Raw genomic sequence first — 24,025 nt, 5'->3', positions numbered from 1 at the left:
GTGCCCGGCCTCGGCGACCGCGCCGAGGTGGACATCGCCGAGGCCGTCTTCACCGGCGACGAACCGGCGCCCGGCGCCGACGGGCTGCTGGCCGTCCGCCGCACCGCCACCGCCGGGCCGCCCGGACCCGACAGCCGCCCGCTCGGCCCGCTCGGCCGCGAACGGCTCGGCACCGCCGCCGCCACCGGGCCGCTCTCGATGAGCGCCCCGCTGCACGCCCGCGGCGGCCCGCTCGGCCGGGTCACCGTCCGCCGCGGCGAGGAGCAGGGCCCGTACGAGGACGAGGACCTCGAACTGCTCCGGGAGATCGCCGCCCGGGCCGCGCTCGCCCTGGACAACGCCCGCCGCTACACCCGCGAGCACCGGGCCGCCGTCGGCCTGCAGCGCTCGCTGCTGCCGCCCGCCGAGACCGCGGTGCCCGCCGCCACCACCGCCAGCGTCTACCGGCCCACCGACACCGCGACCGGCGTCGGCGGCGACTGGTTCGACGTGATCCCGCTCTCCGGCGCCCGGGTCGCCCTGGTCGCCGGGGACGTGGTCGGCCACGGGCTGCAGGCCAGCGCCACCATGGGCCGGCTGCGCACCGCCGTGCGCACCCTCGCCGACCTCGACCTGGAACCCGACGAACTGCTGGTCCACCTGGACGACCTGGTCTCCCAGCTGGTCGTCGAGGGCAGCGAGGAGGAGCGCGAGCGCGGCGTCGCCGACCCCTCCGGGGCGACCTGCGTGTACGCCGTCTACGACCCGGTCTCCGGCATCTGCCAGGCCGCCAGCGCCGGGCACCCGCCGCCCGCGCTGGTGCACCCCGGCGGCCGGGTCGAGTACCTGCCGGTCAACCCGGGGCCGCCGCTCGGCGTCGGCGGGCTGCCGTTCGAGACCGTCGAGTGCGCGCTGCGCGCGGGCAGCGTGCTGGCGCTGTACACCGACGGGCTGATCGAGGGCGGCAGCGGCGGCGACCTGGACGAGGGCATGGCCCAGCTGGCCGCCCGGCTCGGCGAGGCCGACCTCGGCGGGGACCTGGCGGCGGCCGGGCGGGGCATCGTCGCGGAGATGTCCACCGCCGGGCTGAGCGACGACGTGACGCTGCTGCTGGCCCGGCTGCACCCGGTGCCGCCCGAGGACACCGCCGTGTGGACCATCGACGCCGACCCGTCCGCCGTCGCCGGGGTGCGCGAGGCCGCCACCCGGGCGCTGGAGGCGTGGGGGCTGGACGCGCTGGTGTTCACCACCGAGCTGGTGCTCAGCGAACTGGTCACCAACGCGATCCGGTACGCGGGCGGGCCGGTGATGGTGCGGCTGATCCGCTCCTCGGTGCTGACCTGCGAGGTCTCCGACCCCAGCTCCACCCAGCCGCGGATGCGCCGGGCCCGGCTCACCGACGAGGGCGGCCGCGGCCTCTACCTGGTCGCCCAGCTGACCGAGCGCTGGGGCAGCCGCTACACCCGCAACGGCAAGACGATCTGGGCCGAGCAGCCGCTCGACCCGCCGCCGCTCAGCTGGTAGCGCCGACCGCCGCTCAGCCGGTAGCGCCGACGGGTTCCGACGACCGCGCGGCCCGCTCCGCCGCGTTCTGCTTCGCCTCGCGGCGGGCCATCACCACCAGGCCGGCCGGGATCAGCGCGGTGAACAGCCACCACTGGATCGCGTACGCCATGTGCGGGCCGATGTCGGAGTGGCCGGGCTCGGCGAGCAGCTCGGGGGAGGGGCCGGCGGCCGGCCGGGAGGAGGCGAGCTCCAGGTAGCCGCCGAGCACGGTGCTGTTCGCGTACTTCGCCTGCTCGGCGGTGTTGATCACCTTGAACATCCGGTCCGGCAGGCCGCCGCGGTTCTTCACGCCCAGCGAGGCGTACGTCTCGTCGGCGCGCAGCCGGCCGGTGACGGTCACCTCGCCGGACGGCGGGGCGGGGACGTCCGGGATGCTGGCGGCGTCCGCGGCGGACTCCACCCAGCCGCGGTTGACCAGGACCGAGCCCCGGCCGTCGGCCAGCACCAGCGGGGTGACCACGAAGTAGCCGATGGTGGAGCCGCCGGGCTCGGTGCGGCCGCGGATCACCACCTCGTGCCCGGTGTCGTAGCTGCCGGTGGCGGTCACCGTGCGCCACACCTCGCCGGTCGGGACGGACCAGCCGGGGGCGGAGAGCGAGTCGAAGGCGACCGGGGTGCTGCCCAGGTTCCGCGCCACCAGGTCGTTGCGGGCCACCCGGGCCTCGTGCCGGTGGTACTGCCAGAAGCCCAGCTTGATCATGGTGGGGACCAGCACCGCGGCCACCAGGACGATGACCGCCCAGCGCACGGACAGCAGGAATCGGTACACACCCGGCACGCTAACCCTCCTTACCGCCGCGTCAGGCACCGGGGTGCGGCGCGACCTCGCGCAGCAGCTGCAGGAACGCGTCCTCGCCGACCACCGGGGTGCCGTACTCGCGGGCCTTGCGGGCCTTGCCGCTCCAGGAGCCCGGCTCGTTGGTGACCAGCAGGCTGGTGAGCCGGCTCACCGAGGAGGCGATGTGCAGGCCGGCCTCGGTGGCGCGGTCCTCCAGCAGCTCGCGGTCGGTGGCGGTGTCGCCGCTGATCGCCACCCGCATGCCCTGCACCAGCGGCGAGCCGTCCGCCCAGCGGCCCGGGTTCGGGTACGGGCAGGCCGGGCGCTTGCGGCTGGGGCGGTAGGAGGAGCCCCAGGAGCCGCGGGCCGGGGCCGCGGCCGCGGCGGCGTCCTCGCCGAGGTCGGTCACGGCCACGCAGGCGGTCAGCGGGAGCGGGACGCCGCCGCTGCGGGCCAGCTCCAGCGAGGGGCGGAACACCTCGGCCAGCACCCGGGCGTCGTCCAGCGCGTGGTGGGCCTGGCGCTGGTGCACGCCGAAGTGCGCGGCCAGCGAGGAGAGCTTGCCGTTGGGCAGCGGCAGCCGCAGGTCGCGGGCCAGCACCATGGTGCACAGCCGCTGCTCGACCGGGGCGCGCAGGCCGGCCCGGGAGAACTCGCGGGAGATCATGTTCCAGTCGAACAGCGCGTTGTGGGCGACCAGCACCCGCTCGCGCAGCCGCTCGGCGAACTCGGCGGCGATCTCCGGGAAGGTCGGCGCGCCGGCCAGCACCTCGCTGGTCAGGCCGTGGATCCAGACCGGTCCCGGGTCCCGCTCGGGGTTGACCAGGGTGTACCAGTGGTCGGTGACCTCGCCGGCCGGGTCGAGCTGGTAGACGCCCGCCGAGATGACCCGGTCGGAGCGGCCGAGACCGGTGGTCTCCACGTCGACCACGGCGAACCCGCGCCCGGTGCCCCCGCCGGGGCCGGTGCGCGGTGCCGGGAGCGGCGAGGACGGGAATGGCGCGTACATAACGCACCACTTTACGGGGAACGGCGGGCGGCCCCGGACCGCTCCGCCCGGAATAGCGGGTGCGAGCGGCGGCTTACAGTGGGAAGCCCGGGTGCAGACACCCGCGGGCCCGCTACACCGAAGGACTCCCCTCATGCGCGCCACCGTGATCCACGGCCCCCAGGACATCCGGATCGAGGAGGTGCCGGACCCGCGGATCGAGCGGCCCACCGACGTGGTCGTGCGGGTGCTGAACGCCTGCATCTGCGGCAGCGACCTGTGGGCGTACCGCGGCGTGGCCAAGCGCAAGGCCGGGCAGCGGATCGGGCACGAGTTCCTGGGCTTCGTCGAGGAGGCCGGCGCCGAGGTGCGCGGCTTCGCGGTCGGCGACCTGGTGGTGGCCCCGTTCGTCTGGTCGGACGGCGTGTGCGAGTACTGCCGCGAGGGCCTGCAGACCTCCTGCCCGCACGGCGGCTTCTGGGGCACCCCGGGGTCGGACGGCGGGCAGGGCGAGGCCGTCCGGGTGCCGTTCGCGGACGGGACGCTGGTGAAGCTGCCCAAGGAGGCGGCCGGGGACGAGAAGCTGCTGCCCGGACTGCTGGCGCTGTCCGACGTGATGGCGACCGGGCACCACGCGGCGGTCTCGGCGGGCGTGCGGCCCGGCGCGACGGTCGCGGTGGTCGGCGACGGGGCGGTCGGGCTGTGCGGCGTGCTGGCCGCGCACCGGCTCGGCGCGGGCCGGATCGTCGCGCTCGGCCGGCACGCGGGCCGCACCGCGATCGCCCGCTCCTTCGGCGCCACCGACGTGGTGCCCGAGCGCGGCGAGGCGGCGGTCGAGGCGGTGCGCGAGCTGACCGGCGGGCAGGGCGCGCACGCGGTGCTGGAGGCGGTCGGCACCGAGGAGTCGATGCGTACCGCGATCTCGATCGCCCGGGACGGCGGCGCGGTCGGCTACGTCGGCGTGCCGCACGGCGGCAGCGCGGGCGTCGACATCGGCCAGATGTTCAACCGGAACGTGCAGCTGCGCGGCGGCGTCGCCCCGGCCCGCGCGTACATCCCCGAGCTGCTGGGCGACGTGCTCTCCGGGGCGATCGACCCGGGCGCGGTGTTCGACCGCACGGTGGGCCTGGACGGGGTGCCGGAGGGCTACCGGGCGATGGACGAGCGGACGGCGCTGAAGGTGCGGATCGCGTTCTGAGGTCCGCCGGACGGGTGGGCAACTGCCCGCCGAACAGCCGTAGTTGAATGATCATCACACCGGGGTGGCCGTAAAGCGGCCGCCCCGGTGGCGCGTTCAGGACGGTTTTCGGCCACATCGCGTGGGGAAGCTTCTCGGCGTCCGTTCCTGGATCTAGCATGCAGCGCACTCAATGTGACGTCACTCACGTCCATCTGATCGTCCGTCGCACCGAAGACGTCAGGAGACCCCGCGTGGCACCCCCGCCCGAGCCAGTCCCCGAATCGTTCCAACGTATCGAGGAGTCACCGGAGTTCCGGCAGCTCCGAAGCTCCTTCCGGAACTTCGCATTCCCGGTCACGGCCGGATTCGTCCTCTGGTACCTGCTGTACGTCCTGCTCAGCTGCTACGCCCCCGGCTTCATGAGCACCAAGGTCGTCGGCAACATCAACCTCGCGCTGGTGCTCGGCATCCTGCAGTTCGTCAGCACCTTCGCCATCGCCGCCTGGTACGCCAGGTTCGCCGACCGGCAGCTGGACCCGCGCGCCGCCGTCATCCGCGGCCGCGCCGACGCCACGCTGCCCGCGCAGCCCGTCGACCGCACCGCCGTGGCCGAGGAGGCCGCCGAATGATGCAGCTGGCCACCTCCGCGGGCGACCACCGCACCCTGATCATGTCGCTGTTCGGGGTGTTCGTCCTCACCACCCTCGGCATCACCCTCTGGGCCGGCCGCAGCACCCGCGACGCCTCCGACTTCTACGCCGGCGGCCGCGGCTTCACCGGCTTCCAGAACGGCCTGGCGATCTCCGGCGACTACATGTCCGCCGCGTCCTTCCTCGGCATCACCGGCGCCATCGCGCTCTCCGGCTACGACGGCTTCCTCTACTCCATCGGCTTCCTGGTCGCCTGGCTGGTCGCCCTGCTGCTGGTCGCCGAACCGCTGCGCAACTCCGGCCGCTACACCATGGCCGACGTGCTGGCCTTCCGGATGCGCCAGCGGCCCGTCCGCACCGCCGCGGGCATCTCCACCATCGTGGTGTCGATCTTCTACCTGCTCGCCCAGATGGTCGGCGCCGGCTCGCTGGTCGCCCTGCTGCTCGGCGCCCAGGGCGACGCCGCCAAGCGCTGGGTGATCGTCGCGGTCGGCGCGCTGATGGTGCTGTACGTCGTCATCGGCGGCATGAAGGGCACCACCTGGGTGCAGATCATCAAGGCCGTGCTGCTGATCCTCGGCGCCGGGCTGATGACCGTCCTGGTGCTCGCCAAGTTCCACTTCAACCTGTCCGAACTGCTCGGCTCCGCCGCCAAGGCCAGCGGCAGCGGCGACAAGTTCCTGCAGCCCGGCCTCAAGTACGGCACCAACGGCACCACCAAGCTCAACTTCCTCAGCCTCGGCATCGCCCTCGTCCTCGGCACCGCCGCGCTGCCGCACATCCTGGTGCGCTTCTACACCGTCCCCACCGCGCGCACCGCGCGGAAGTCGGTGCTCTGGTCGATCGGCATCATCGGCGTCTTCTACCTGATGACCCTCGCCCTCGGCTTCGGCGCCGCCGCCCTGGTCGGCCGCAAGGCGCTCGCCGCCGACAAGTCCGGCAACACCGCCGCCCCGCTGCTCGCCGAGCACCTCGGCGGCGGCGCCGGGACCACCGGCGGCGCGGTGCTGCTTGCGGTGATCTCCGCGGTCGCCTTCGCCACCATCCTCGCCGTGGTCGCCGGACTCACCCTGGCCTCCTCGTCCTCCTTCGCCCACGACCTCTACGCCAACGTCATCCGGCGCGGCAAGGCCACCGAGAAGGAGGAGGTCGCCAGCGCCAAGTTCGCCGCCGTCGCGATCGGCGCGATCGCCATCCTGCTGTCGATCTTCGCCGACAAGCTGAACGCCGCCGCCCTGGTCGCCCTGGCCTTCGCGGTCGCCGCCTCCGCCAACCTGCCCACCCTGCTCTACTCGCTGTTCTGGAAGCGGTTCAACACCACCGGCGCGGTCGCCTCCACCTACGCGGGCCTGATCACCTCCGTCGGCCTGGTGGTCATCTCCCCGGTGGTCTCCGGCAACGCCAAGGCGCTGATCCCCAGCGGCTCCTTCGACTGGTTCCCGCTGGAGAACCCCGGACTGGTCTCCATCCCGGTCGGCTTCCTGGCCGGCGTGATCGGCACCTACCTCTCCAAGGAGAAGGCCGACCCGGCGAAGTACGCTGAACTGGAGGTCCGTTCGCTCACCGGCCTCGGCGCCCACTGAGCGAACGCCTCCCCGGCGGTGTCCGGGAGCGGCGTTAAGCTGGCCCGGCCACCGCACGGTGGCCGGGCCAGCGGGCCCCTTCCAGGAAGGCGGGCGCCGGGATGCTCCTCGACACCTACGGCCGGCAGGCCGTCGACCTGCGGGTCTCGCTCACCGACCGGTGCAACCTGCGCTGCACCTACTGCATGCCGGAAGAGGGCCTGAACTGGCTCGGCAAGCCCGAACTGCTCACCGACGAGGAGATCGTCCGCCTGGTCGGCCTCGCCGTCGGCACGCTGGGCGTGCGCGAAGTCCGCTTCACCGGCGGCGAACCGCTGCTGCGCCCCGGGCTGGTGGCGATCATCGCCGCCTGCGCCGGGCTCGAACCCCGGCCGGAGATCTCGCTCACCACCAACGGCATCGGCCTGGCCCGGATCGCCCCCGCCCTGCGCGACGCCGGGGTCGACCGGGTCAACGTCTCGCTCGACACCCTCGACCCCGACACCTTCGCCCGGCTCACCCGCCGCAAGCGCCACCAGGACGTACTGGACGGCCTCGCCGCCGCCGAGGCCGCCGGACTGCGCCCGGTCAAGCTCAACGCCGTCCTGATGCGCGGCGTCAACGACCACGAGGCCGCCGACCTGCTGGCCTGGGCGATCGAGCACCGCTACCAGCTGCGCTTCATCGAGCAGATGCCGCTCGACGCCCAGCACGGCTGGGACCGGACGCGGATGGTCACCGCCGAGGAGATCCTCGAACTGCTGCGCGCCCGCTTCGAGTTGACCCCCGAACCGTCCGCCGCCCGGGGCGCCGCCCCCGCCGAACGCTGGCTGGTCGACGGCGGCCCCGCGACGGTCGGCGTGATCGCCTCCGTCACCCGCCCGTTCTGCCGTGCCTGCGACCGTACCCGGCTCACCGCCGACGGGCAGGTGCGCAACTGCCTGTTCGCGACCGGCGAGACCGACCTGCGCGGGGCGCTGCGCTCCGGCGCGGACGACGCCGAACTGGCCGAGCTGTGGCGGGCCGCGATGTGGGGCAAGAAGGCGGGCGCGGGCATCGACCAGCCGGAGTTCCACCAGCCGGAGCGGCCGATGTCGGCGATCGGCGGCTGAGCGGGGTTCCGGCCCGCCCGCCCCCGCCCGGGTTCAGCCCTCCGGCTGTGCCCCCGCCCGGGTTCAGCCCTCCGGCTGTGCCCCCGCCCGGGTTCAGCCCTCCGGCTGTCCGGTGCGCCAGGACATCTCGATCTCCAGCTCGATCTCGTCGCCGTCCAGCTCGACCTCGATCTCGGTGCGCAGCTCGTCGGGGATGCGCACGGTCAGCCGGCCGGGACCGAGCTCCAGCTCGGCCTGCCCGCCGCGCCTGAGCGCGGCCGCCAGCGCCTCCAACTGGTCGGCGGCCTCGGTCCGCGACAGCGTCCGCTTCTGCGTGAACTCGAGCTCCTTCACGGGAACCCTCCTGGCCTCTCGGGGACACCGGTCCCTGCCATCCTCCGGCCTCCCCGCCCGCTCGGCACGGCGAGCGGGCGACGGAGCCGGGGCCGCTAGGCCCGGTTGTGGAGCGCCTCCAGGCCGACCAGGTCGTCCGGGCGGGCGTCGGGGACCTGCTGGTCGAAGTGGGCGAACACCGGGACGCGGCGCAGCACCAGGCCGGTGGCGATCAGGAGGAGCGCGAACAGCACGTAGGTCAGGCCGAGGCCGCGGCCGGGGCCGGTGCCGATCAGCTGGCCGACGGTGGGGGCGAGCGCCCCGCCGGGCTCCAGGGCGGGCTGCAGCAGGGCCGCGGTGCCGGGGCCGAGCAGGACGAAGCCGATCGGCATCGTGCACCAGGCGAACAGCGCGTTCACCGCGAAGGCCCGCCCGTGGAACCGGGCCGGGACCTTCACCTGGACGATCGTTGCGTACACCGTGTTCATCACGGTCAGGCCCAGGAACATGCCGAACACGCCCGCGCCGACCAGCGCCGTCGACGGGCGCAGGCCGGTGACCAGGCAGCCCGCCGCCATCAGCAGGAACGCGCCCAGCACGCCGCGCATCCGGTGCCGGGACGGGCCGCCCCACACCGCCATCACGGTGCCGCCCAGGACGATGCCGGCGCCGCCCGCCAGCGAGACCCGGGCGACGTCGGCGAGCGAGCCGAAACCCAGCACCAGCGGCTGGAAGAAGATGAACAGCGGCCCGACCAGCAGGTTCGTCCCCGCGAAGAAGAACAGCATCGCGCGCAGCCCCGGCGTGCCGAGGGCCAGGCGGAAGCCGGCCCGCAGTTCGGCGCCGACGCTCTCCCGGCGGCGCCAGCCCAGCGTGCGGGGGAAGCGCAGGGCCGCGGTGACGGCGATCGCCACCCCGTAGCTGCACACGTCGGCGATCAGGATGCCGCGCAGGCCGACCGTGGCCAGCGCCGTCGTCGCCAGCAGCGGCACCGCGAACTGCACCACGCCGCCGCCCGCCTGGACCAGGCCGTTGGCGTGGCCGAGGAAGCGCTTGGGGGCGAGCTGCGGGACGGCGGAGGACCAGGCGATCCGCTGGAAGGTCAGGGCCACCGACAGCACCGTCATCAGGGCGTACACCGCCGGGCGGTGCAGCGCCCCGGCGAGCAGCAGGGCCAGCATCGCGGCCTGGGTGGCGCCCGCGGCGGTGTCGGCGGCCAGCATCACGGCCCGGCGGCTGTAGCGGTCGGCGACGGTGCCCGCGAGCGGGGCGGCCAGCAGGCCGGGGACGAGGGCGAGCGAGGAGAGCAGGGCGAGCTGGAGCAGCGAGTCGCTGCTCAGGTACAGCCACAGCGGCAGCGCGAACTCGGTGGTGGCGGTGCCCGCCATCGACACCAGCTGGCCCGCGGCGACCGCCAGGAAGCGCGGCATGCCGGGCGCGGGCGCGGCCGCCCTCGCCCGCGCGGTGGCGGCGGGCGGGGCGGCGGAGCGGGAGACGTCGGCGAGGTGCCAGGTGGCGTCCTCCGCGGGGGCGGGCGGGGCCCCGTCGGGCAGCTCGCGGTGGACGGTGGTGAGGATCGCGGCGACCTCCGCGGCCCGGTACTTGAGGAAGTAGTGGCCCGCCTCGGCGAGCACCACCAGGGCGGTGGTGCCGGTGACGAAGTGCCACTCGCGGAAGCGCTCCCCGTAGTAGTCTGTGATGTCGTCGCGCTCGCCGACCACCGAGACCACCGGCGCCGCCAGCGGGGTGACGCCGCGGGTCAGCAGCCCGGTGAAGTACTCCTCGGCCTGCTCGCTGTCGACGCGCATGTCCCGCACCAGGCGGCGGGCGGTGGCCGGGTCGACGTCGTCCAGGCTCAGGCCCAGCGAGGTCAGCCAGTCGCGGTAGCGGCGGTCGCCGGTCAGCCGCTCCATCCGGGTCATCAGGCGGGTCACCGGGCCGCGCGGCCGGGCGAACGGGAAGATCGCACCGGTGTACACCGCCTCCACGGCCCGGCCGTCCGCCTCCAGGGCGAGCGCCAGCGCGACGGCCAGCGCCCCGCCGACGCCGCAGTGCCCGTACACCGCGACCGGGCCGCGCACGTGCTCGCGGATCTCGGCGACGGCCGCGGCGACCAGTTCGGGGAAGGCCGCCCGGCCCTCGGAGCGGCCCATCTCCTCGCCGGTGCCCGCCAGCGCGAACAGGGCGTGGCCGGGCGGCAGGGCGTCGGCGAGCGGCTGGTAGACGGCCGCGCTGCCGCCGCCGTACGGGACGCACACCAGGGTCAGCACCGGGTCGGCGGCCTGCCGGGGCGTCAGCTCGTGCAGGACGCGGGCCGGGCCGCGGTCGGCGGCCGGGGTGGCGGCCAGCGCGGCCAGCGCCCGGACGGTGGGGTGCTTGAACAGGTCCATCAGCGACAGGCCGGCGGCGTCCGGGAGCGCGGTGCGCAGCTTGGCGACCACCTTGATGCCGAGCAGCGAGTGGCCGCCCAGGTCGAAGAAGTCGTCGTCCCGGCCGGGCAGCGGGACGCCCAGCACCTCGGACCAGACCCCGGCGACCACCCGCTCGGCGTCGGTGGCCGGCTCCTCCCGGTCGGCGCCCGGAACGGCCGGGGCGGGCGAGGGCAGCGCCCTGCGGTCGAGCTTGCCGGTGGGGCCGACCGGCAGCGCGTCCAGCACGACGTACGCGGAGGGCAGCATCGAGTCGGGCAGGCTGCGGCGCAGGCCCGCGCGCAGGGCGGCGGGCGCGGTGTCGGCACCGCTGCCGTCCGGGACGGTCCAGGCGACCAGGCGGCGCACGCCCGGCCGGTCCTCGCGGACCGCGACGGCCGCCTCCCGCACGCCCGGCAGGGCGCGCAGCGCGGCCTCGACCTCGCCTGGCTCGATCCGCAGGCCGTGCAGCTTGACCTGCTGGTCGGTGCGGCCCAGGTACTCGACGGTGCCGTCGGGCCGGTGCCGGGCCAGGTCGCCGCTGGCGTACATCCGGGAGCCGGGCGGGCCCCACGGGTCGTCGCGGAAGCGCTCGGCGGTCAGCTCGGGCCGGTTCAGGTAGCCGAGGGCGACGCCGGGCCCGGCGATGTGCAGCTCGCCGGGCAGCCCGGCGGGCACCGGGCGGCCGTGCCGGTCCAGCACGTACACCCGCATGTTCTGGATCGGCCGGCCGATCGGGGTGCGGCGGACGCCCGCCAGGTTCTCGCGGGTGCACGTCCAGGCCGTGCAGTCGACGGACGCCTCGGTCGGGCCGTACAGGTTGTGCAGGCCGATGCCGGGCAGCCGCTCCAGGGTCTGCCGGGCCAGGTCGGCGGGCAGTTCCTCGCCGCTGCACACCAGGGTGCGCAGGCCGGTGCAGCGCTCCACGCCCTCCTCGGCGAGGAAGACGGCGAGCATCGACGGCACGAAGTGCGCGGTGGTGACGGCGTGTTCGCGGATCGCGTCGCGCAGGTAGGCGCCGTCGCGGTGGCCGCCCGGACGGGCCATCACCAGGCGGGCGCCCTCGCGCAGCGGCCAGAACAGCTCCCACACCGAGACGTCGAATGCCGCCGGGGTCTTCTGCAGCACCGCGTCCGCCGGCCCGACCGGGTAGGCGCGCTGCATCCAGTCCAGCCGGTTGTCGATGCCCCGGTGCGAGCAGAGCACGCCCTTGGGACGGCCGGTCGAACCCGAGGTGAAGATCACGTACGCCGGGTCGTCCGGGCCGGCCGGGCGCAGCGGGCGGCGCTCGGCCGGGGGACGCCGCAGCGCACTGTCGTCCAGGGACAACAGCCTTGTACCGCGCGGGAGTTCGGTCGGCAGCCGGTCGCGCAGCGCGTCCTGGGCCAGCAGCGCCCGGGGCGCGGCGTCGGCCAGCATGCCGGACAGCCGTTCGGCCGGGGAGTCCGGATCGAGCGGCAGGTACGCGCCGCCCGCCTTCAGCACGCCCAGCAGGGCGGCCACCAGCTCGGCCGAGCGCTCGGCGCAGACCGCGACCACGCTGCCCGGACCCACCCCGGCGGCGGCCAGGTGCGCGGCCAACGCCGAGGCCCGCTCGTCCAGTTGGCGGTAGCTGAGCCGCTTGCCGGTGGCGTCGACGACCAGGCAGACCGCGTCCGGGGTGGCGGCGGCCCGAGCCTCGAAGCGGCCGTGCAGGGTGCCGGGGGCGAGCTCCAGAGCGGTGTCGTTCCACTCCTCCAGGGAGGTGCGGAGCTCCGCCGGATCGGTTAGGTCGAGCTGGGAGAGCGGGAGTTCGGGGTGTCGGACGACCTGGCGCAGCAGGCGGTGGAACAGCTCGGCGAGACGGGCGATCGTGCCGGGCTCGAACAGGTCGGAGCTGTAGGTGAAGTAGCCGTGCAGGCCCTCGTCGGTGTGCCGCAGGTACAGCTCCAGGTCGAAGCGGGTCGAGCCGGTGGTGAACGGCTGGTGGCCGACCTCCGGGCCGCCCTCCGCCGAACCGGCCTCGGCGCGCTCGTAGTTGAGCAGCGTGAACGAGGTCTGGAACACCGGCGTCCGGCTCGGGTCGCGCGGCAGCGCCAACTCCTCGACCAGCTGCTCGAACGGCATCTCCTGGTGCGCCAGGTCGGCGACGAACCGCTCCCGGACGTCCGCCAGCAGGGCGGTGAACCCCGGGTCGCCCGACAGGTCCGCGCGCAGCGCCAGCACGTTCGCGAACAGGCCCACCAGCGGCTCCAGTTCGGGCAGCGTCCGGCCCGCGACGGTGGAACCGACCGCGAAGTCGTCCTGCCCGCACCAGCGGCCCAGCAGCGCCTGGTAGGCGGTCAGCAGCGTCATGTACGGCGTCGCGCCGTGCGCCGCGCCCAGCGCCAGCACCGCCCGGCTGGTCGCCGCGTCCAGCGCGATGCCGTGGCCCGCGCCGCGCAGCGTCGGCACCGCCGGGCGCGGGCGGTCGGCCGGCAGGTCCAGCGGCGGGACGCCGGACAGCCGGCCGCGCCAGTGGTCCAGGTCGGCCCGGCGCACCTCGCCCCGGTAGCGCTCACGCTGCCAGGCCGCGAAGTCGCCGTACTGCACCGGCAGTTCGGGTGCCGGAGGGGCGTCTCCGCCGTGGCAGCCGGCCAGCAGCTCGCGCAGGAACAGCTCGCTGGACCAGCCGTCCGAGACGATGTGGTGCTGCACCACCACCAGCACGTGGTCCCGCTCGTCGGCCCGCAGCAGCGCCGCCCGCACCACCGGGCCCGCCGCCAGGTCGAACGGCCGGCCGGTCTCCTCCCGCACCCAGGCGTCGAGCTGGGCCTCCCGTTCGGCCGGGGCCGCCGCCGGGTCGACGGTGCGGACCTCCAGCCGGACGCCGCCCGGCGGGTCGACCACCACGGTCGGCGAGCCGTCGGCCGCCGCCGGGAAGCGCATCCGCAGGCTTTCGTGCCGGGCCACCAGCCGCTCCAGCGACGCCGACAGCCGCTCCTGGTCCAGCGGGCCGCGCAGCCGCACCACCAGCGGCACGGTGTAGGCGGTGCTGTCCGGCACGAACTGGTCCATGAACCACAGGCGTTCCTGCGCGAAGGACAGCGGCGGCGCGGTGCCCTCCGGGCGGCGCGGTACGGCCGCCGCCGGGGCGGCGGTGCGGGCGCGGCGCAGGCGGCGGGCGAGCAGTTCGGCGCGGGCGTCGGCGGCCGGCGTGCCGGTGGTGCCGGGGGTGACGGGGGTGACGGGGGCTGCGGGGGTGGTGGTCATGCGGCCGGGGCGCCTTCCTGGAGCGGTGCGCGTACGTCGGTGGGGGTGGGGGTGAGGGCGGTGGCGGGGGCGGGGGTGGAGGTGGGGGTGGAGGTGGTCACGGGGTGGGGGCACCCCCGTCGATCAGGGCCCGCACCTCGTCCTCGCTGAGCGCGTCGATCTCCGCGAGCAGCAGCTCCTCGACGGCGGCGGCCGTGCCGGCCACCGTCGGTGCCTCGAACAACACCCGCACCGGCAGGTCGAGTTCGAGCGCGGTGCGGAGTCGGGCCAGCACCCGGACGGCGAGCAGCGAGTGGCCGCCGAGCGCGAAGAAGTCGTCGTGCACGCCGATCCGCTCCACGTCCAGGCCCAGCACCTCGGACCAGGTCTCGGCCACCAGGAGTTCGGCGTCCGTACCGGGCGGGACGTGCTCGGTGGTGGCGGCGGCCGGGGCGGCGGTGGCGGGGGAGGGCAGCGCGGCCCGGTCGAGCTTGCCGCGGACGGTCAGCGGCAGCCGCTCCAGCGGCAGGCAGACGTCCGGGACGAGGTGGGCGGGCAGGACGGCGCGCAGGCTCCGGCGCAACTCCTCGCCGTGCGGCGGAAGTCCGGCGCCGGCCGGGACCACCCAGGCGGCCAGCAGCTGCCGCCCGGCCTCGTCGTGCAGGTCCACCACGGCCTGCGCGACGCCCGGCAGCGCCAGCAGCGCCGCCTCCACCTCGGCGGGCTCCACCCGGTACCCGCGCACCTTCAGCTGGCGGTCCCGGCGGCCCAGGAACTCCAGCGCGCCGTCCGGCCGCAGCCGGGCCAGGTCCCCCGTCCGGTACATCCGGCCGCCGGTGAACGGATCCGCGGCGAACCGCTCCGCGGTCAGCTCGGGCCGGCCCAGGTAGCCGTCGGCGAGACCGTCCCCGCCCAGCCACAGCTCGCCGGGCACCCCCGGCGGCACCGGGCGGCCGCCGTCGTCCAGCAGGTGGGCGACGGTTGCGGCGATCGGACGGCCGATGCCCGGCTGGGCGGCCGCGTCGGCCGGGCCCAGCCGGCAGGCGGTGGCGATCACCGCGGCCTCGGTCGGACCGTAGGTGTTCCACAACTCGACGCGGTCGCCGAAGCGTTCGCGCCAGGCCGCGACCGAGGCCGCCGCCACCTGGTCGCCGCCCAGCACCACCACACGCAGCGCCGGGGGCCACGGGACGGCCGGACCGGCCGCCACCAGCTCCTGCCAGTACGCCGTCGGCAGGTCGAGCACCGTCAGCGAACGGCCCTGCGGACCGTCCAGCCAGTCCGGGAGCTCGGCGGACAGCACCGGCAGCAGCACCACCTCGGCGCCGTGCGCGAGCGCCGGGAAGACCTCCTCCACGTGCGTGTCGAAACCGAGCGACGCGAACTGCAGGACCCGCTCGCCCGGACCCAGCCCGTACGCCGCGCCCATCCAGCGCACCCGCGCCAGCAGCGCCCGGTGCGGGACGGCCACCGCCTTCGGCTCGCCGGTCGAACCGGAGGTGTACAGCACGTAGGCCGGGTCGGCGGGGGCCGGGCTGGCGGGGGACGGGTCGGCGGGGGTCGGGGGTGCGAACTCGCTGCCCGGGGCGGGGGGTTGGGCGTCGTCGAGCGGGGTGAGGCGGGCGGTGGGCAGGCCGGTGTCGGTGTCCGGGGCGTCCGGGGTGGTCAGCACGGCGGTGGCGCCCGCGCCGTGCAGCATGGTGCGCAGGCGGGGTGCGGGCAGGGCCGGGTCGAGCGGGAGGTAGGCGCAGCCGGCCAGCAGGATGCCCAGCAGGCCCGTCAGCAGTTCGGCGGAGCGGCCGCCGTGCAGCCCGACCGGCGTGCGCGGGAGCGCTCCCACGGCGCGGACGGCGGCCTCCGCCCGGCGCGCTCCGGCGATCAACTCCCGGTAGGAGAACGACCGTTCGCCGTCCCGGAGGGCCACCGCGTCCGGCGTCCGGGCGGCCTGCCGCAGCAGCAGGTCGAGCACCGTCTCCGGGTCGTCCGGCACGCCGTCCGGGCCGCGCAGCAGCGCGCCCTCCTCGTCCGGGGAGAGCAGCGAGAGCGTGGCGACCGGCCGTTCGGGCTCGGCCAGGGCGTGGCGGGCCAGGCCCGGCAGCCGGTCCAGCAGGGCCTGCGCGGCGGCGGCGTCCAGCACCGCCGGGTCGTACGCCAGCAGCAGGTGCAGGCCGCCGTCGGCGGCCGGCCAGGCGTCCAGCGAGGTGTCGAAGGGCGTCGGCGCGGGCAGGCCGGGCAGCGCCTCCACCTCGAGCGGGCCGTCGTCGGCGGACGGGTCGGGCGCGGCCGACTCGGTGTGCAGGTTGAACCAGTGCCGGAACAGCTGCCGCTGGCCCTCCCCGCGCGCCGTGCCCAGCTCGCCCAGCAGCCGCTCGAACGGGACCTGCGGGTGCGAGAGCGCGCCCGTCACGGTCGCCCGGGTGCGCTCCAGCAGGGCGGCGAAACCGGCCTCGCCGCCGAGGTCGGCGCGCAGCGGGAGGACGGCCGTGAAGCAGCCCACCAACTGCTCGTCCGCCCGGCGCTCGCGCCCGGCCGTCGGCGCGCCCACCACCAGGTCCGACTGCCCGGTGTGCCGGCCCACCAGCAGCTGGTAGAGCGCCAGCCAGGCCATGAACGGGGTGCAGGAGTGCCGCCGGGCGAACTCCTCGACCGCGGTCGCCGAGACCGCGTCGACCTCGGCCCGCACCCAATGCGCCGCGCCACCGGACGCGGACGGCGCCGTCCCGCCAGCGGATGCGGACAGCGCCGCCGCGGTGCGTGCCGGCGGGGTGCCCGGCGGCAGGCCCCGGCCGGGCGGGGCGGCCAGCTCGGCCGCCCAGTACGCGGCCGCCCGGTCCGCCGCCGGCCCCTCCGCACGGGCCCGCTGCCACATCACGTGGTCGCCGAACCCGCCCGGCAGCTCCGGCAGTTGCGGCTCCCGGCCGTCCGCCACCGCCCGGTGCGCGGCCAGCAGCTCGTCCAGCAACAGCCGGATCGACCAGCCGTCCGACACCAGGTGGTGCGCCGCCAGCAGCAGCACGTGCGTCCACTCGCCCGTCCGGTACAGCTCGATCCGCAGCAGCGGCCCCCGGTCCGTCGCGTACGGCCGCCCGCCGCACGCCTCGGCCAGCCGCAGCGCCGCGGCCTCCGGATCCGGCTCGGCCCGCAGGTCGTGCAGCGCCACCGGCACCTCGACCCGGTCCGCGACCCGCTGCACCGGCACGCCGTCGACCTCCGCGAACGACGCCCGCAGCGGCTCGTGCCGGGCCGCCACCGCGGCCACCGCCCGGCGGAACGCCTCCGGGTCGAGCGGACCGGTCAGCCGGCGCAGGGTGACCAGGTTCTCCGAGACGTCCGACGGGTCCAGCCGCTGGAGGAACCACATCCGCTGCTGGCCCGGCGTCAGCGGGTACTCGCGCTCAGACATGCTGCTGCTCCTCGGTGAGACGGGCCAGCACGGCACCGAAGCCGGCCGGGGTGGGGGACTCGAAGAACGCCGAGGCCGGGACGTCCACGCCGAAGCGCTCGGCGATCCGGGCGGCGATCCGCACCACGGCGAGCGAATCCCCGCCGTGCGCGAACAGGTCGTCCTGGTCGCCGACCTCCGCCAGGCCCAGGACCTCCCCCCACAGCGCGCGCAACTCCGCCACCGGGCCGCTGCCCCCGCCCCCCGCCGCGGGCTCCCCCCGCGCCGGAGCGGCCGGACGGGCCGGCGCGGGAACGGGCGGACGCCACGGCTCCGCCGTCCGGACGGCGCTCAGCGCGGCCCCCGGACGCTCCGCCAGCGCCGCCAGCAACTCGACCAGCGCGTCCGCGAACCCCGCCACCGCCGCACGGGCGAACCGCTCGCACGGGTACGTCAGCACCAGCTCCGCGCCCTCCGGCCCCACCCCCGCCGCCAGCACCAGGTCGTACCCGGTGCCGTCGACCTCCTGCCCCCACGGCGCGGCGTCCAGGCCCGGACCCCACCCGGCACCCGGCCCGCCCGGCGCCGCCGAGACCTCCGTGCGCTCCACGAACAGCACCTGGAACACCGGGTGCACCCCCGGCGCGCGGCGCGGCGCCGCCGCCGACACGATCCGGTCGAACGGCGCGGCCTGCGCCAGCCCCGCCGCCAGCGCCTCCCGCACCCGGGGAGCGAACGTCCGGAACGCCGGATCGTCCGCCAGCGACACCCGCAACGGCAGCAGATCGGTGAAACAGCCCACCACGGCGTCCAGTTCGGGGTGCGGACGACCGCCCGACACCACGCCCACCGTCACCTCCCGGCGCCCCGCGCACCGCGCCAGCAGCACCAGGAACCCGGCCAGCAGCACCGTGTGGCCCGTCAGCCGCGCCCCGTCGCCGACCCCCCGCAGCCGCTCCACCACCGCGCCGGGCACCCGCACCGAGACCGTCGCGGTACGGCGACCGGCGCCACCGGGAGCCTTCGGGGCGTCCAGGCCGAGCTCCAGCACCGGGGGCGCACCGTCCAGCAGGTGCCGCCAGTACGCCAGGCGCTCCGGCAGAACGCGGTCCAGCCGGGACCGCGACCAGGCCGCGTAGTCCGCGTACTGCGGGCGGTCGTCCGGGGAGTTCGGGTCGTCCGGGGCCGTCGGGGAGTTCGGGGTGTCCGGGGTCTTCGGGTCGTCCGGGGCCGTCGGGGTGTCCGGGCCGTTCGCGGGGGCGGGCGCGCCGCCGCCGCGGTACGCCGCCGCCAGCTCGGCGGTCAGCAGGTCCGCCGAACGGGCGTCCGCCGCGATGTGGTGGCACACCAGCAGCAGCCGGTGCCGGTCGGCGGCCAGCCGCAGCACCGTCAGCCGCAGCATCGGCCCCGCCGCCAGGTCGAAGCGGTGCCCGCCCGCCTCCACCGCCAGGGCGGCGGCCAGCGCCTCGCGCTCCGGCTCCGGCGCGAAGGAGAGGTCCACCACGTCGATCAGGTCGGCGGACTGGCGGGGCGTCAGCGGGGCCTCGGGGCGGAACTGGACGGGCTCGCCGTCCACCTCCGCGTAGCGCGTCCGCAGCACCGGGTGCCGGTCGACCACCACCGCGAGCGCGGCCGCCAGCCGGTCCGGGTCCAGCGGGCCGTCCAGCGCCAGGCCCGCCGTCACCGGCGGCGACGCGGCCGGGCCGCCGATCCGCTCCGCCAACCACAGCCGGCGCTGCTCCGCCGAACACACCACCGGCCGGCCGTCCCGCGGCAGCCGGGGCACGCCCCGGCCCGCCGAGGACTGCCGGCGCGCCGCGAGCAGGCGCGCGGCGAGCGCGCGCCGGTCGGCGGAGGCGGCGGAGGCGGCGGGGGACAGGGAGGACGCGGGGGAAGGGGAGGACGAGGAGGAACCGGACGGGGGCGTGCGGGGGTCGGTGGGGACCGGGCCGTCGGCGCGGGCTTCCGGCGGGGCGGCGGGGCCGGCGGCGGGGGCGGGCGGGTTCACAGGGTCTCTCCGGCGAGTCGGTGCGGGGCCTCCAGCAGGGTCTTCACGCCCGTCAGCAGGGACACCACCTGGCGGCCGTTCAGCAGCCGGTGGTCGAACGCCGCGCCCAGGTGGACCAGGCTGCGGGCCCGGAAGCCGGTGCCGTCCGGGTCGGGCAGCACGACGGTGCGCGGGGCCGCCAGCGACAGCGCGCATGCCTGGCCGGGGAACACCACCGGCAGCGCCAGGGCGACGCCCGGGTCGGTGTGCAGGGTCAGCGTGATGTTCGCGCCCTGTAGGTCGCGGTCGCGGAAGGCGCCGCGCAGCGCGGCCATCCGGTGGCCCATCATCGCCCGGGACAGTTCGCCCAACGACGAACGGTCGGCGTCGTGCAGCACCGGTACGAACAGGCCCGCGCCCAGGTCGAAGGTCACCCCGATGTGCGCGCCGGGCACCAGCCGGGTGCCCGTCCCGTCGGCCGTCAGCGCCGCGAAGCAGGCCGGATCGGTGGCCCGGCGGGTGGCCAGCGCGGCCGCCGTCAGCTCGGCCAGGCCGACCAGGGTGCCGGCCGCCGCCGCGAGTTCACGGCCGGAGGCGAGCGCGTCGGTGACGTCCACGTCCACGGCGGTGAAGGCCGTCGGCACCTCGCGGTGCGAGGCGGTGACGGTCGCCGCGACGGCGCGCTGGTTGCGGGACAGCGGGGCGAGCACCGTCCCCGGCGGGTCCTGCTCCGCCGGTGCCGCCTGCGGTGCCTGCGCCGCCTGCGCTGCCAGTGCCTGCGCTGTCTGCGGTGCCGGTGCTGCCTGCGGTGCCGGTGCTGTCTGCGGGGCCTCCGGTGCGGCGGCCTCGGGGCGGGTCTGCTCCGCCGCCGCGAGCCGCGCCGCCAGCCGGTCGACCTCCGCGCGGCGCACCACCGGCACGTCCAGCGCGAGCGCCGCCGACTCGGGGATGCCGAGTTCGGCCAGCCGGGACCGGGCCGGGGCGGTCAGGACCGGGCCGCCGGCCGCCGGGGCGGGGGAGTCGGCGGCTGCCGCCGGCTGCCGCCGGGCCGCGTCCAGGGAGGCCGCGTCGGGGTGCAGCCGGGCCAGCAGTTCGCCCGGGGCGCACTCGCGGCCCGCCGGGACGAGCAGTTCCAGCAGCCCACCGGACGGTGCGGCCAGCTCCTCGACCGCCTTCGAGGTCTCCACCTCCAGCAGCGGTTCGCCCTCGGCGACCTTCCCGCCGTCCTCGACCAGCCACCCCAGCAGGGTGTACGCCGCGTCGTTGGTGTTGACCTTCGGCATCCGGTACTCGGTCACCGTCACCGCTCCTCCCCGTACTCCGCCGACAGCCGCTCCGCCGACACCTGCTCCGACACCTGCTCCGCCAGCGCGCGGACCGCCCGCCGGACGTCCTCGTCCCGGACGAACACCTCGTCCTCCAGATGCGGCGCCGCCGGCACCGGCCGGTCCGCCGCCGTCAGCACCCGCACCGGCGCCCGCAGCACCGACCACAGCCGGGTGTGCAGCGCCTGCGCCACCTCCGTCCCCCAGCCCGCGCCGGGGGTGCCGTCCTCCACCACGACCACCGCCGGGGCCCGCCCGCACAGTTCGGCCAGCCGGTCGGCGTCCAGCGGGTACAGCCGGGCCGGGACCAGCAGGCGCACGCACAGCTCGTCCTCCAGCAGCAGCGAGCGCAGCGCGCTCACCGCCCGCCGGGCCAGGCCGCCCGGGGCGATCACCACCGCGTCCGGCCGGTCCACGCCCGCCGGGCCGACCACGGCCGTGCCCAGCGCCGGGCCCAGTGCCGAGCCGCCGTCCAGCCGCCAGCGCAGCACCTCGTCGACGGTGTCGCCGGTGAACCGCCGCTCGGTGTACAGCACCTTGTCCTCGAACAGCACCGACGGGTTGCCGGTGGACAGCGCGTGCCGCACCAGCGGCACCGCGTCGTGGAACGGGCTCAGCTCGTACAGGTCCAGGTCGGGGACGCCCATCAGGTGCTTCTGCGGGCTCTGGCTGTGCGTTGCCCCGTACCCGCGCCGCCCGCCGACCGGGCAGCGCACCAGCAGCGGCACCGGCACCCGGCGGCCGTACATGGAGACCGACTTGGCGGCGAAGTTCACCAACTGGTCGAAGGCCAGCGTGACGAAGTCGCCGAACATCATCTCGACCACCGCGCGCTCCCCGGCCAGCGCCAGGCCGGCGCCCACCCCGGTGATCGCGCCCTCGCTCAGCGGCGTCGACCGCACCCGCTCGCCGAACCGGGTGGACAGGCCCCGGGTCACCTTGAACGCCCCGCCGTACGGGTCCGACACGTCCTCGCCGAGCAGGTGCACGGTCGGGTCGGCGGCCATCAGCTCGTGCAGTGCCCGGTTCAGGTTCTCGGCGACCCGCTCCGGGACGGCCGGGGCGGACGGCGGCGCCACCGGCGGTACGGGCGTCAGCTGCGGCGCGGCGGACCGGGCGCGGGCCCGGCCGTCCGACGGGGGCCGGGCGACCACCTCCGCCACCAGGGCGTCCACCAGCGCCGACTGCTTGGCGTCCCAGGCCGCGAACCGCTCCTCGGACGCGCCCGCCCGAGCCCGGTACCAGTCGCGCGCGCCGAGCTCCGCCAGCTCCTCCGCGCCCCGGGTGTCGTCGCCCTTGCTGTGCGGGCCCAGCCGCGGCACGTCCAGCTCCACCACCAACGGGCCTCCACCGGACCGCACTTGATCCAGCAGCGGGGCCAACTCGGCACGCAGCGAAGCCACTTCGGACGTCGACGAACGGTGGTGGGCGATGCCGAACGCCGCCGCCCGGGCCCCGATGCTGCCCGCCAACTGCCGCTCGGTGGGCGTGGACTGGGCGATGCCGTTGTGCTCCACCACCACGACCAGCGGGGCCCGCCACAGCGCCGCCAGGTTCAGCGCCTCGTACACCGCGCCCTCGCCCCAGGTGCCGTCCCCGATGAACGCCAGTGCCAGCGCCCCCGCCCCGTCCCGGGCCCGGCGCAGCGCCGCGCCGACCGCGACCGGCAGGCTCTCGCCCTGCACACCGGTGGACAGGAACCCACCCGTGTACAGGTGCTGGCTGCCGCCCGCGCCCCCGCACACCGCGCCCCGCCGCCCCAGCACCTCGGCGAGCAGGCCCTCCGCGTCGCCGGTCAGCGCCAGGTAGTGGCCGTGGCCGCGGTGGTTGCTGAACACCATGTCCGCCGTGCCCAGCAGCGGCGCCAGCGCCACCGGCACGTACTCCTGGCCCAGGCAGGTGTGCGTGGTGCCGCTGACCAGGCCCTCGCCGAACAGCCGCAGCAGCGCCAGTTCGACGTGCCGGATCAGCAGCAGCGAAGCCAGGTCCGCGTCGTCCGGCTCCGGGCCGGACGGGGGGTTCAGCACGGCGGTCACTCCTCGGTCGTGGTGGTGTCGGCGGTGGCGGTGGCGGCGCCGCGTCGGCGGGCGGCCAGCAGGCGCAGCGCGGCGGTGCGGTCCAGCGGGGCCGCGGCGCCGGAGGTCGGTGGCCCGGACGGCGCCCCGGACGGTGCTCCGGACGGCAGCGGCTCGGCCAGGCAGCGCTCGAAGGCGTCTGGATCGAGGCCGTCGACGAACGCCAGTGCGGCGGCGCGGGACGCGGCGGACTGCCGCGCGTAGTGCGCCGGGTCGCCGAGCAGCGCGTCGAGCGCCGCCAGCCACGGGCCCAACTCCTGTTCGGGGACGACGGGTTCGGGCCGAGCCGCGCCCGGCTCGCGGCGGTACGCGGTGACCGGGCGGACGGGCAGCGAGCCCGGTACGCCCAACTTGGCCTCCAGCAGCCCCCCGACCGCCGAGGCCAGCACCGGCACGCCCCGCAGCATCGCCTCCACGCAGGTGTAGCCGAAGGTCTCGTCCCACAGCGAGGGCATCAGCAACACCCCCGTCCGGGACAGGACTTCGTCGATGTCGTCCACCGGCGGGACCACCTCGACATTCGGCCGGCGGGCCAGCTCGGCCCGGTCGGCGGCGTCCGCACCCCAGGTCGGGACGGCCAGGAACGGCACCTCCGGCCGGGCGTCGGCCAGCCCGAGCAGCACCGAAATGCCCTTGTAGCCACAGGGGTTGACCATCGTCACGGCCCCCTCCCCGGGCCGCCCGAGGAGCGGGAACGGTCCCGCCCCGTACACCTGCGGGCGCACCACCTCCGCGGCCAGCCCCGCGTGCTCGCGCAGGTACGTCGCGGCCGCGTCGCTGACCGCGACCAGCCGGGCCGCCCGCCGCACCAGCCGCGTCCCGGCCTCGCTCGGGTGGAACGCCCCCGGCCCGAACGGCAGTTGCTGGATCGTGTGGACCAGGTACACCACCCGGTCCGGGGTCGCGGCGAGCGCCGCGCCGAGCATCAGGTGGCCCGGGTCGTCGCCCGGCACGAGCGTCCGGTCCGGGCGCAACCGGTCGGCCACCGCCCGGACGGTGCGGGGCAGCAGGGACGGCGAGCGCACCGCGTGCACCGTGACGCCGCGATGGGTGTAGACGACGGTCTCCCCGTCGTCGGAGCGGACCGCCGCGCCGCGCTCGACCAGCGCCCGAACGGCCTGCCCGGGTTCGACGGTGGCCAGCGCGCCGGTCAGCGGGCCGACCACCTCGCAGGTGTGCCCGCGCGCGGCCAGCCGCTCCAACAGCAGCCGGTTGGAGCGGTTGGCCCCGCCGTGCGACGGCAGGTGGATCAGGTTCTGGGCGAGCAGGATCCTCATCGGGCCTCCTCCGGCGCGGACGTTGCGGCGGCGGACGGTTCGGGGGCGGGCGCTGTGGGGGTGGGCGTCGCAGCAGCGGGCGTCGCGGTAACGGGCGTTGTGGCGCCGGGTGTCGCGGTGCCGGGTGCCCCCGTGGCCCGGCGCTCGCGCAGGCGTGCGCGCAGGCGGGCCCGGTCGGCGGGGGACAGGTCGTGCGTGCGGGGGCGCGGCGGCCCGGCGAGCAGTGCCACCAGC

At 76.3% G+C, this 24,025-nt stretch carries 15 protein-coding genes; 5 read left to right on the top strand and 10 right to left on the bottom strand.

Annotated elements, in window-relative coordinates; translation table 11 throughout:
• Positions 1 to 1,503: SpoIIE family protein phosphatase (locus ACFUEL_RS12060; protein WP_380236010.1), on the top strand; the 1,503-nt coding region annotated here is incomplete at its 5' end.
• Positions 1,504 to 1,516: 13 nt separating this feature from the next.
• Here ACFUEL_RS12060 and ACFUEL_RS12055 read toward each other — a convergent pair.
• Positions 1,517 to 2,314, bottom strand: coding sequence for an SURF1 family protein (locus tag ACFUEL_RS12055; RefSeq protein WP_380236009.1), 798 nt, complete (start codon positions 2,312 to 2,314; stop codon positions 1,517 to 1,519).
• 31 nt (positions 2,315 to 2,345) lie between these two features.
• Positions 2,346 to 3,332, bottom strand: coding sequence for a DEDDh family exonuclease (locus ACFUEL_RS12050; RefSeq protein ID WP_380236008.1), 987 nt, complete (start codon positions 3,330 to 3,332; stop codon positions 2,346 to 2,348).
• Positions 3,333 to 3,465: 133 nt separating this feature from the next.
• On the opposite strand from ACFUEL_RS12050, the gene ACFUEL_RS12045 reads away from it, so the two are divergent.
• From ACFUEL_RS12045 to moaA, 4 genes are all read left to right on the top strand, one after another.
• Complete coding sequence (locus ACFUEL_RS12045) at positions 3,466 to 4,509, top strand: zinc-dependent alcohol dehydrogenase family protein (RefSeq protein WP_380236007.1); 1,044 nt, start codon at positions 3,466 to 3,468, stop codon at positions 4,507 to 4,509.
• A gap of 233 nt (positions 4,510 to 4,742) precedes the next feature.
• Entirely contained in the window at positions 4,743 to 5,120 is a 378-nt protein-coding gene (locus ACFUEL_RS12040; protein WP_380236006.1) for a DUF485 domain-containing protein, read from the top strand.
• Complete coding sequence (locus tag ACFUEL_RS12035) at positions 5,117 to 6,724, top strand: cation acetate symporter (protein ID WP_380236005.1); 1,608 nt, start codon at positions 5,117 to 5,119, stop codon at positions 6,722 to 6,724. The genes ACFUEL_RS12040 and ACFUEL_RS12035 overlap by 4 nt, the downstream gene beginning before the upstream one ends.
• Positions 6,725 to 6,825: 101 nt before the next feature.
• A complete protein-coding gene (gene moaA / locus ACFUEL_RS12030) occupies positions 6,826 to 7,815 on the top strand; it encodes a GTP 3',8-cyclase MoaA (RefSeq protein ID WP_380236004.1) in 990 nt (329 codons plus the stop codon).
• A gap of 93 nt (positions 7,816 to 7,908) precedes the next feature.
• On the opposite strand, the gene ACFUEL_RS12025 is transcribed toward moaA, so the two are convergent.
• The 8 genes from ACFUEL_RS12025 to ACFUEL_RS11990 form a co-directional block, all read right to left on the bottom strand.
• Positions 7,909 to 8,148, bottom strand: a complete 240-nt coding sequence (locus tag ACFUEL_RS12025; protein ID WP_380236003.1) for an amphi-Trp domain-containing protein — start codon at positions 8,146 to 8,148, stop codon at positions 7,909 to 7,911.
• 95 nt (positions 8,149 to 8,243) lie between these two features.
• Positions 8,244 to 13,766, bottom strand: coding sequence for an amino acid adenylation domain-containing protein (locus ACFUEL_RS12020; protein WP_380236002.1), 5,523 nt, complete (start codon positions 13,764 to 13,766; stop codon positions 8,244 to 8,246).
• A gap of 97 nt (positions 13,767 to 13,863) precedes the next feature.
• Positions 13,864 to 17,148 (bottom strand): amino acid adenylation domain-containing protein, encoded by a 3,285-nt coding sequence (locus ACFUEL_RS12015; RefSeq protein WP_380236001.1) that lies wholly within the window; start codon positions 17,146 to 17,148, stop codon positions 13,864 to 13,866.
• A complete protein-coding gene (locus ACFUEL_RS12010) occupies positions 17,141 to 19,135 on the bottom strand; it encodes a condensation domain-containing protein (RefSeq protein WP_380236000.1) in 1,995 nt (664 codons plus the stop codon). Before ACFUEL_RS12010 ends, ACFUEL_RS12015 begins: the two co-directional genes overlap by 8 nt.
• Complete coding sequence (locus tag ACFUEL_RS12005) at positions 19,132 to 20,412, bottom strand: 2-oxo acid dehydrogenase subunit E2 (RefSeq protein WP_380235999.1); 1,281 nt, start codon at positions 20,410 to 20,412, stop codon at positions 19,132 to 19,134. Before ACFUEL_RS12005 ends, ACFUEL_RS12010 begins: the two co-directional genes overlap by 4 nt.
• A gap of 2 nt (positions 20,413 to 20,414) precedes the next feature.
• On the bottom strand, positions 20,415 to 22,466 hold the full coding sequence (locus tag ACFUEL_RS12000) for a dehydrogenase E1 component subunit alpha/beta (protein ID WP_380235997.1): 2,052 nt from the start codon (positions 22,464 to 22,466) through the stop codon (positions 20,415 to 20,417).
• A gap of 5 nt (positions 22,467 to 22,471) precedes the next feature.
• Entirely contained in the window at positions 22,472 to 23,791 is a 1,320-nt protein-coding gene (locus ACFUEL_RS11995; protein ID WP_380235996.1) for a glycosyltransferase family 4 protein, read from the bottom strand.
• Positions 23,788 to 24,025, bottom strand: a 238-nt coding sequence (locus ACFUEL_RS11990) for a hypothetical protein (protein WP_380235995.1), incomplete at its 5' end; no start/stop codon positions are given. The genes ACFUEL_RS11995 and ACFUEL_RS11990, both read right to left, overlap by 4 nt.

Origin of the sequence: Kitasatospora sp. NPDC057198, from assembly GCF_042670125.1 — a bacterium.
GTDB lineage: Bacteria > Actinomycetota > Actinomycetes > Streptomycetales > Streptomycetaceae > Kitasatospora.
Note: the sequence above shows the minus strand (reverse complement) of the source record. Positions and strands in the feature narration are given on the sequence as shown.

What these genes read in the sequence shown, in the direction of transcription:
- ACFUEL_RS12050 (WP_380236008.1), bottom strand. Translation starts at nt 3,332, where the DNA reads ATGTACGCGCCATTCCCGTCCTCGCCGCTCCCGGCACCGCGCACCGGC.
- ACFUEL_RS12045 (WP_380236007.1), top strand. Translation starts at nt 3,466, where the DNA reads ATGCGCGCCACCGTGATCCACGGCCCCCAGGACATCCGGATCGAGGAG.
- ACFUEL_RS12035 (WP_380236005.1), top strand. Translation starts at nt 5,117, where the DNA reads ATGATGCAGCTGGCCACCTCCGCGGGCGACCACCGCACCCTGATCATG.
- moaA (WP_380236004.1), top strand. Translation starts at nt 6,826, where the DNA reads ATGCTCCTCGACACCTACGGCCGGCAGGCCGTCGACCTGCGGGTCTCG.
- ACFUEL_RS12020 (WP_380236002.1), bottom strand. Translation starts at nt 13,766, where the DNA reads ATGACCACCACCCCCGCAGCCCCCGTCACCCCCGTCACCCCCGGCACC.
- ACFUEL_RS12015 (WP_380236001.1), bottom strand. Translation starts at nt 17,148, where the DNA reads ATGTCTGAGCGCGAGTACCCGCTGACGCCGGGCCAGCAGCGGATGTGG.
- ACFUEL_RS11995 (WP_380235996.1), bottom strand. Translation starts at nt 23,791, where the DNA reads ATGAGGATCCTGCTCGCCCAGAACCTGATCCACCTGCCGTCGCACGGC.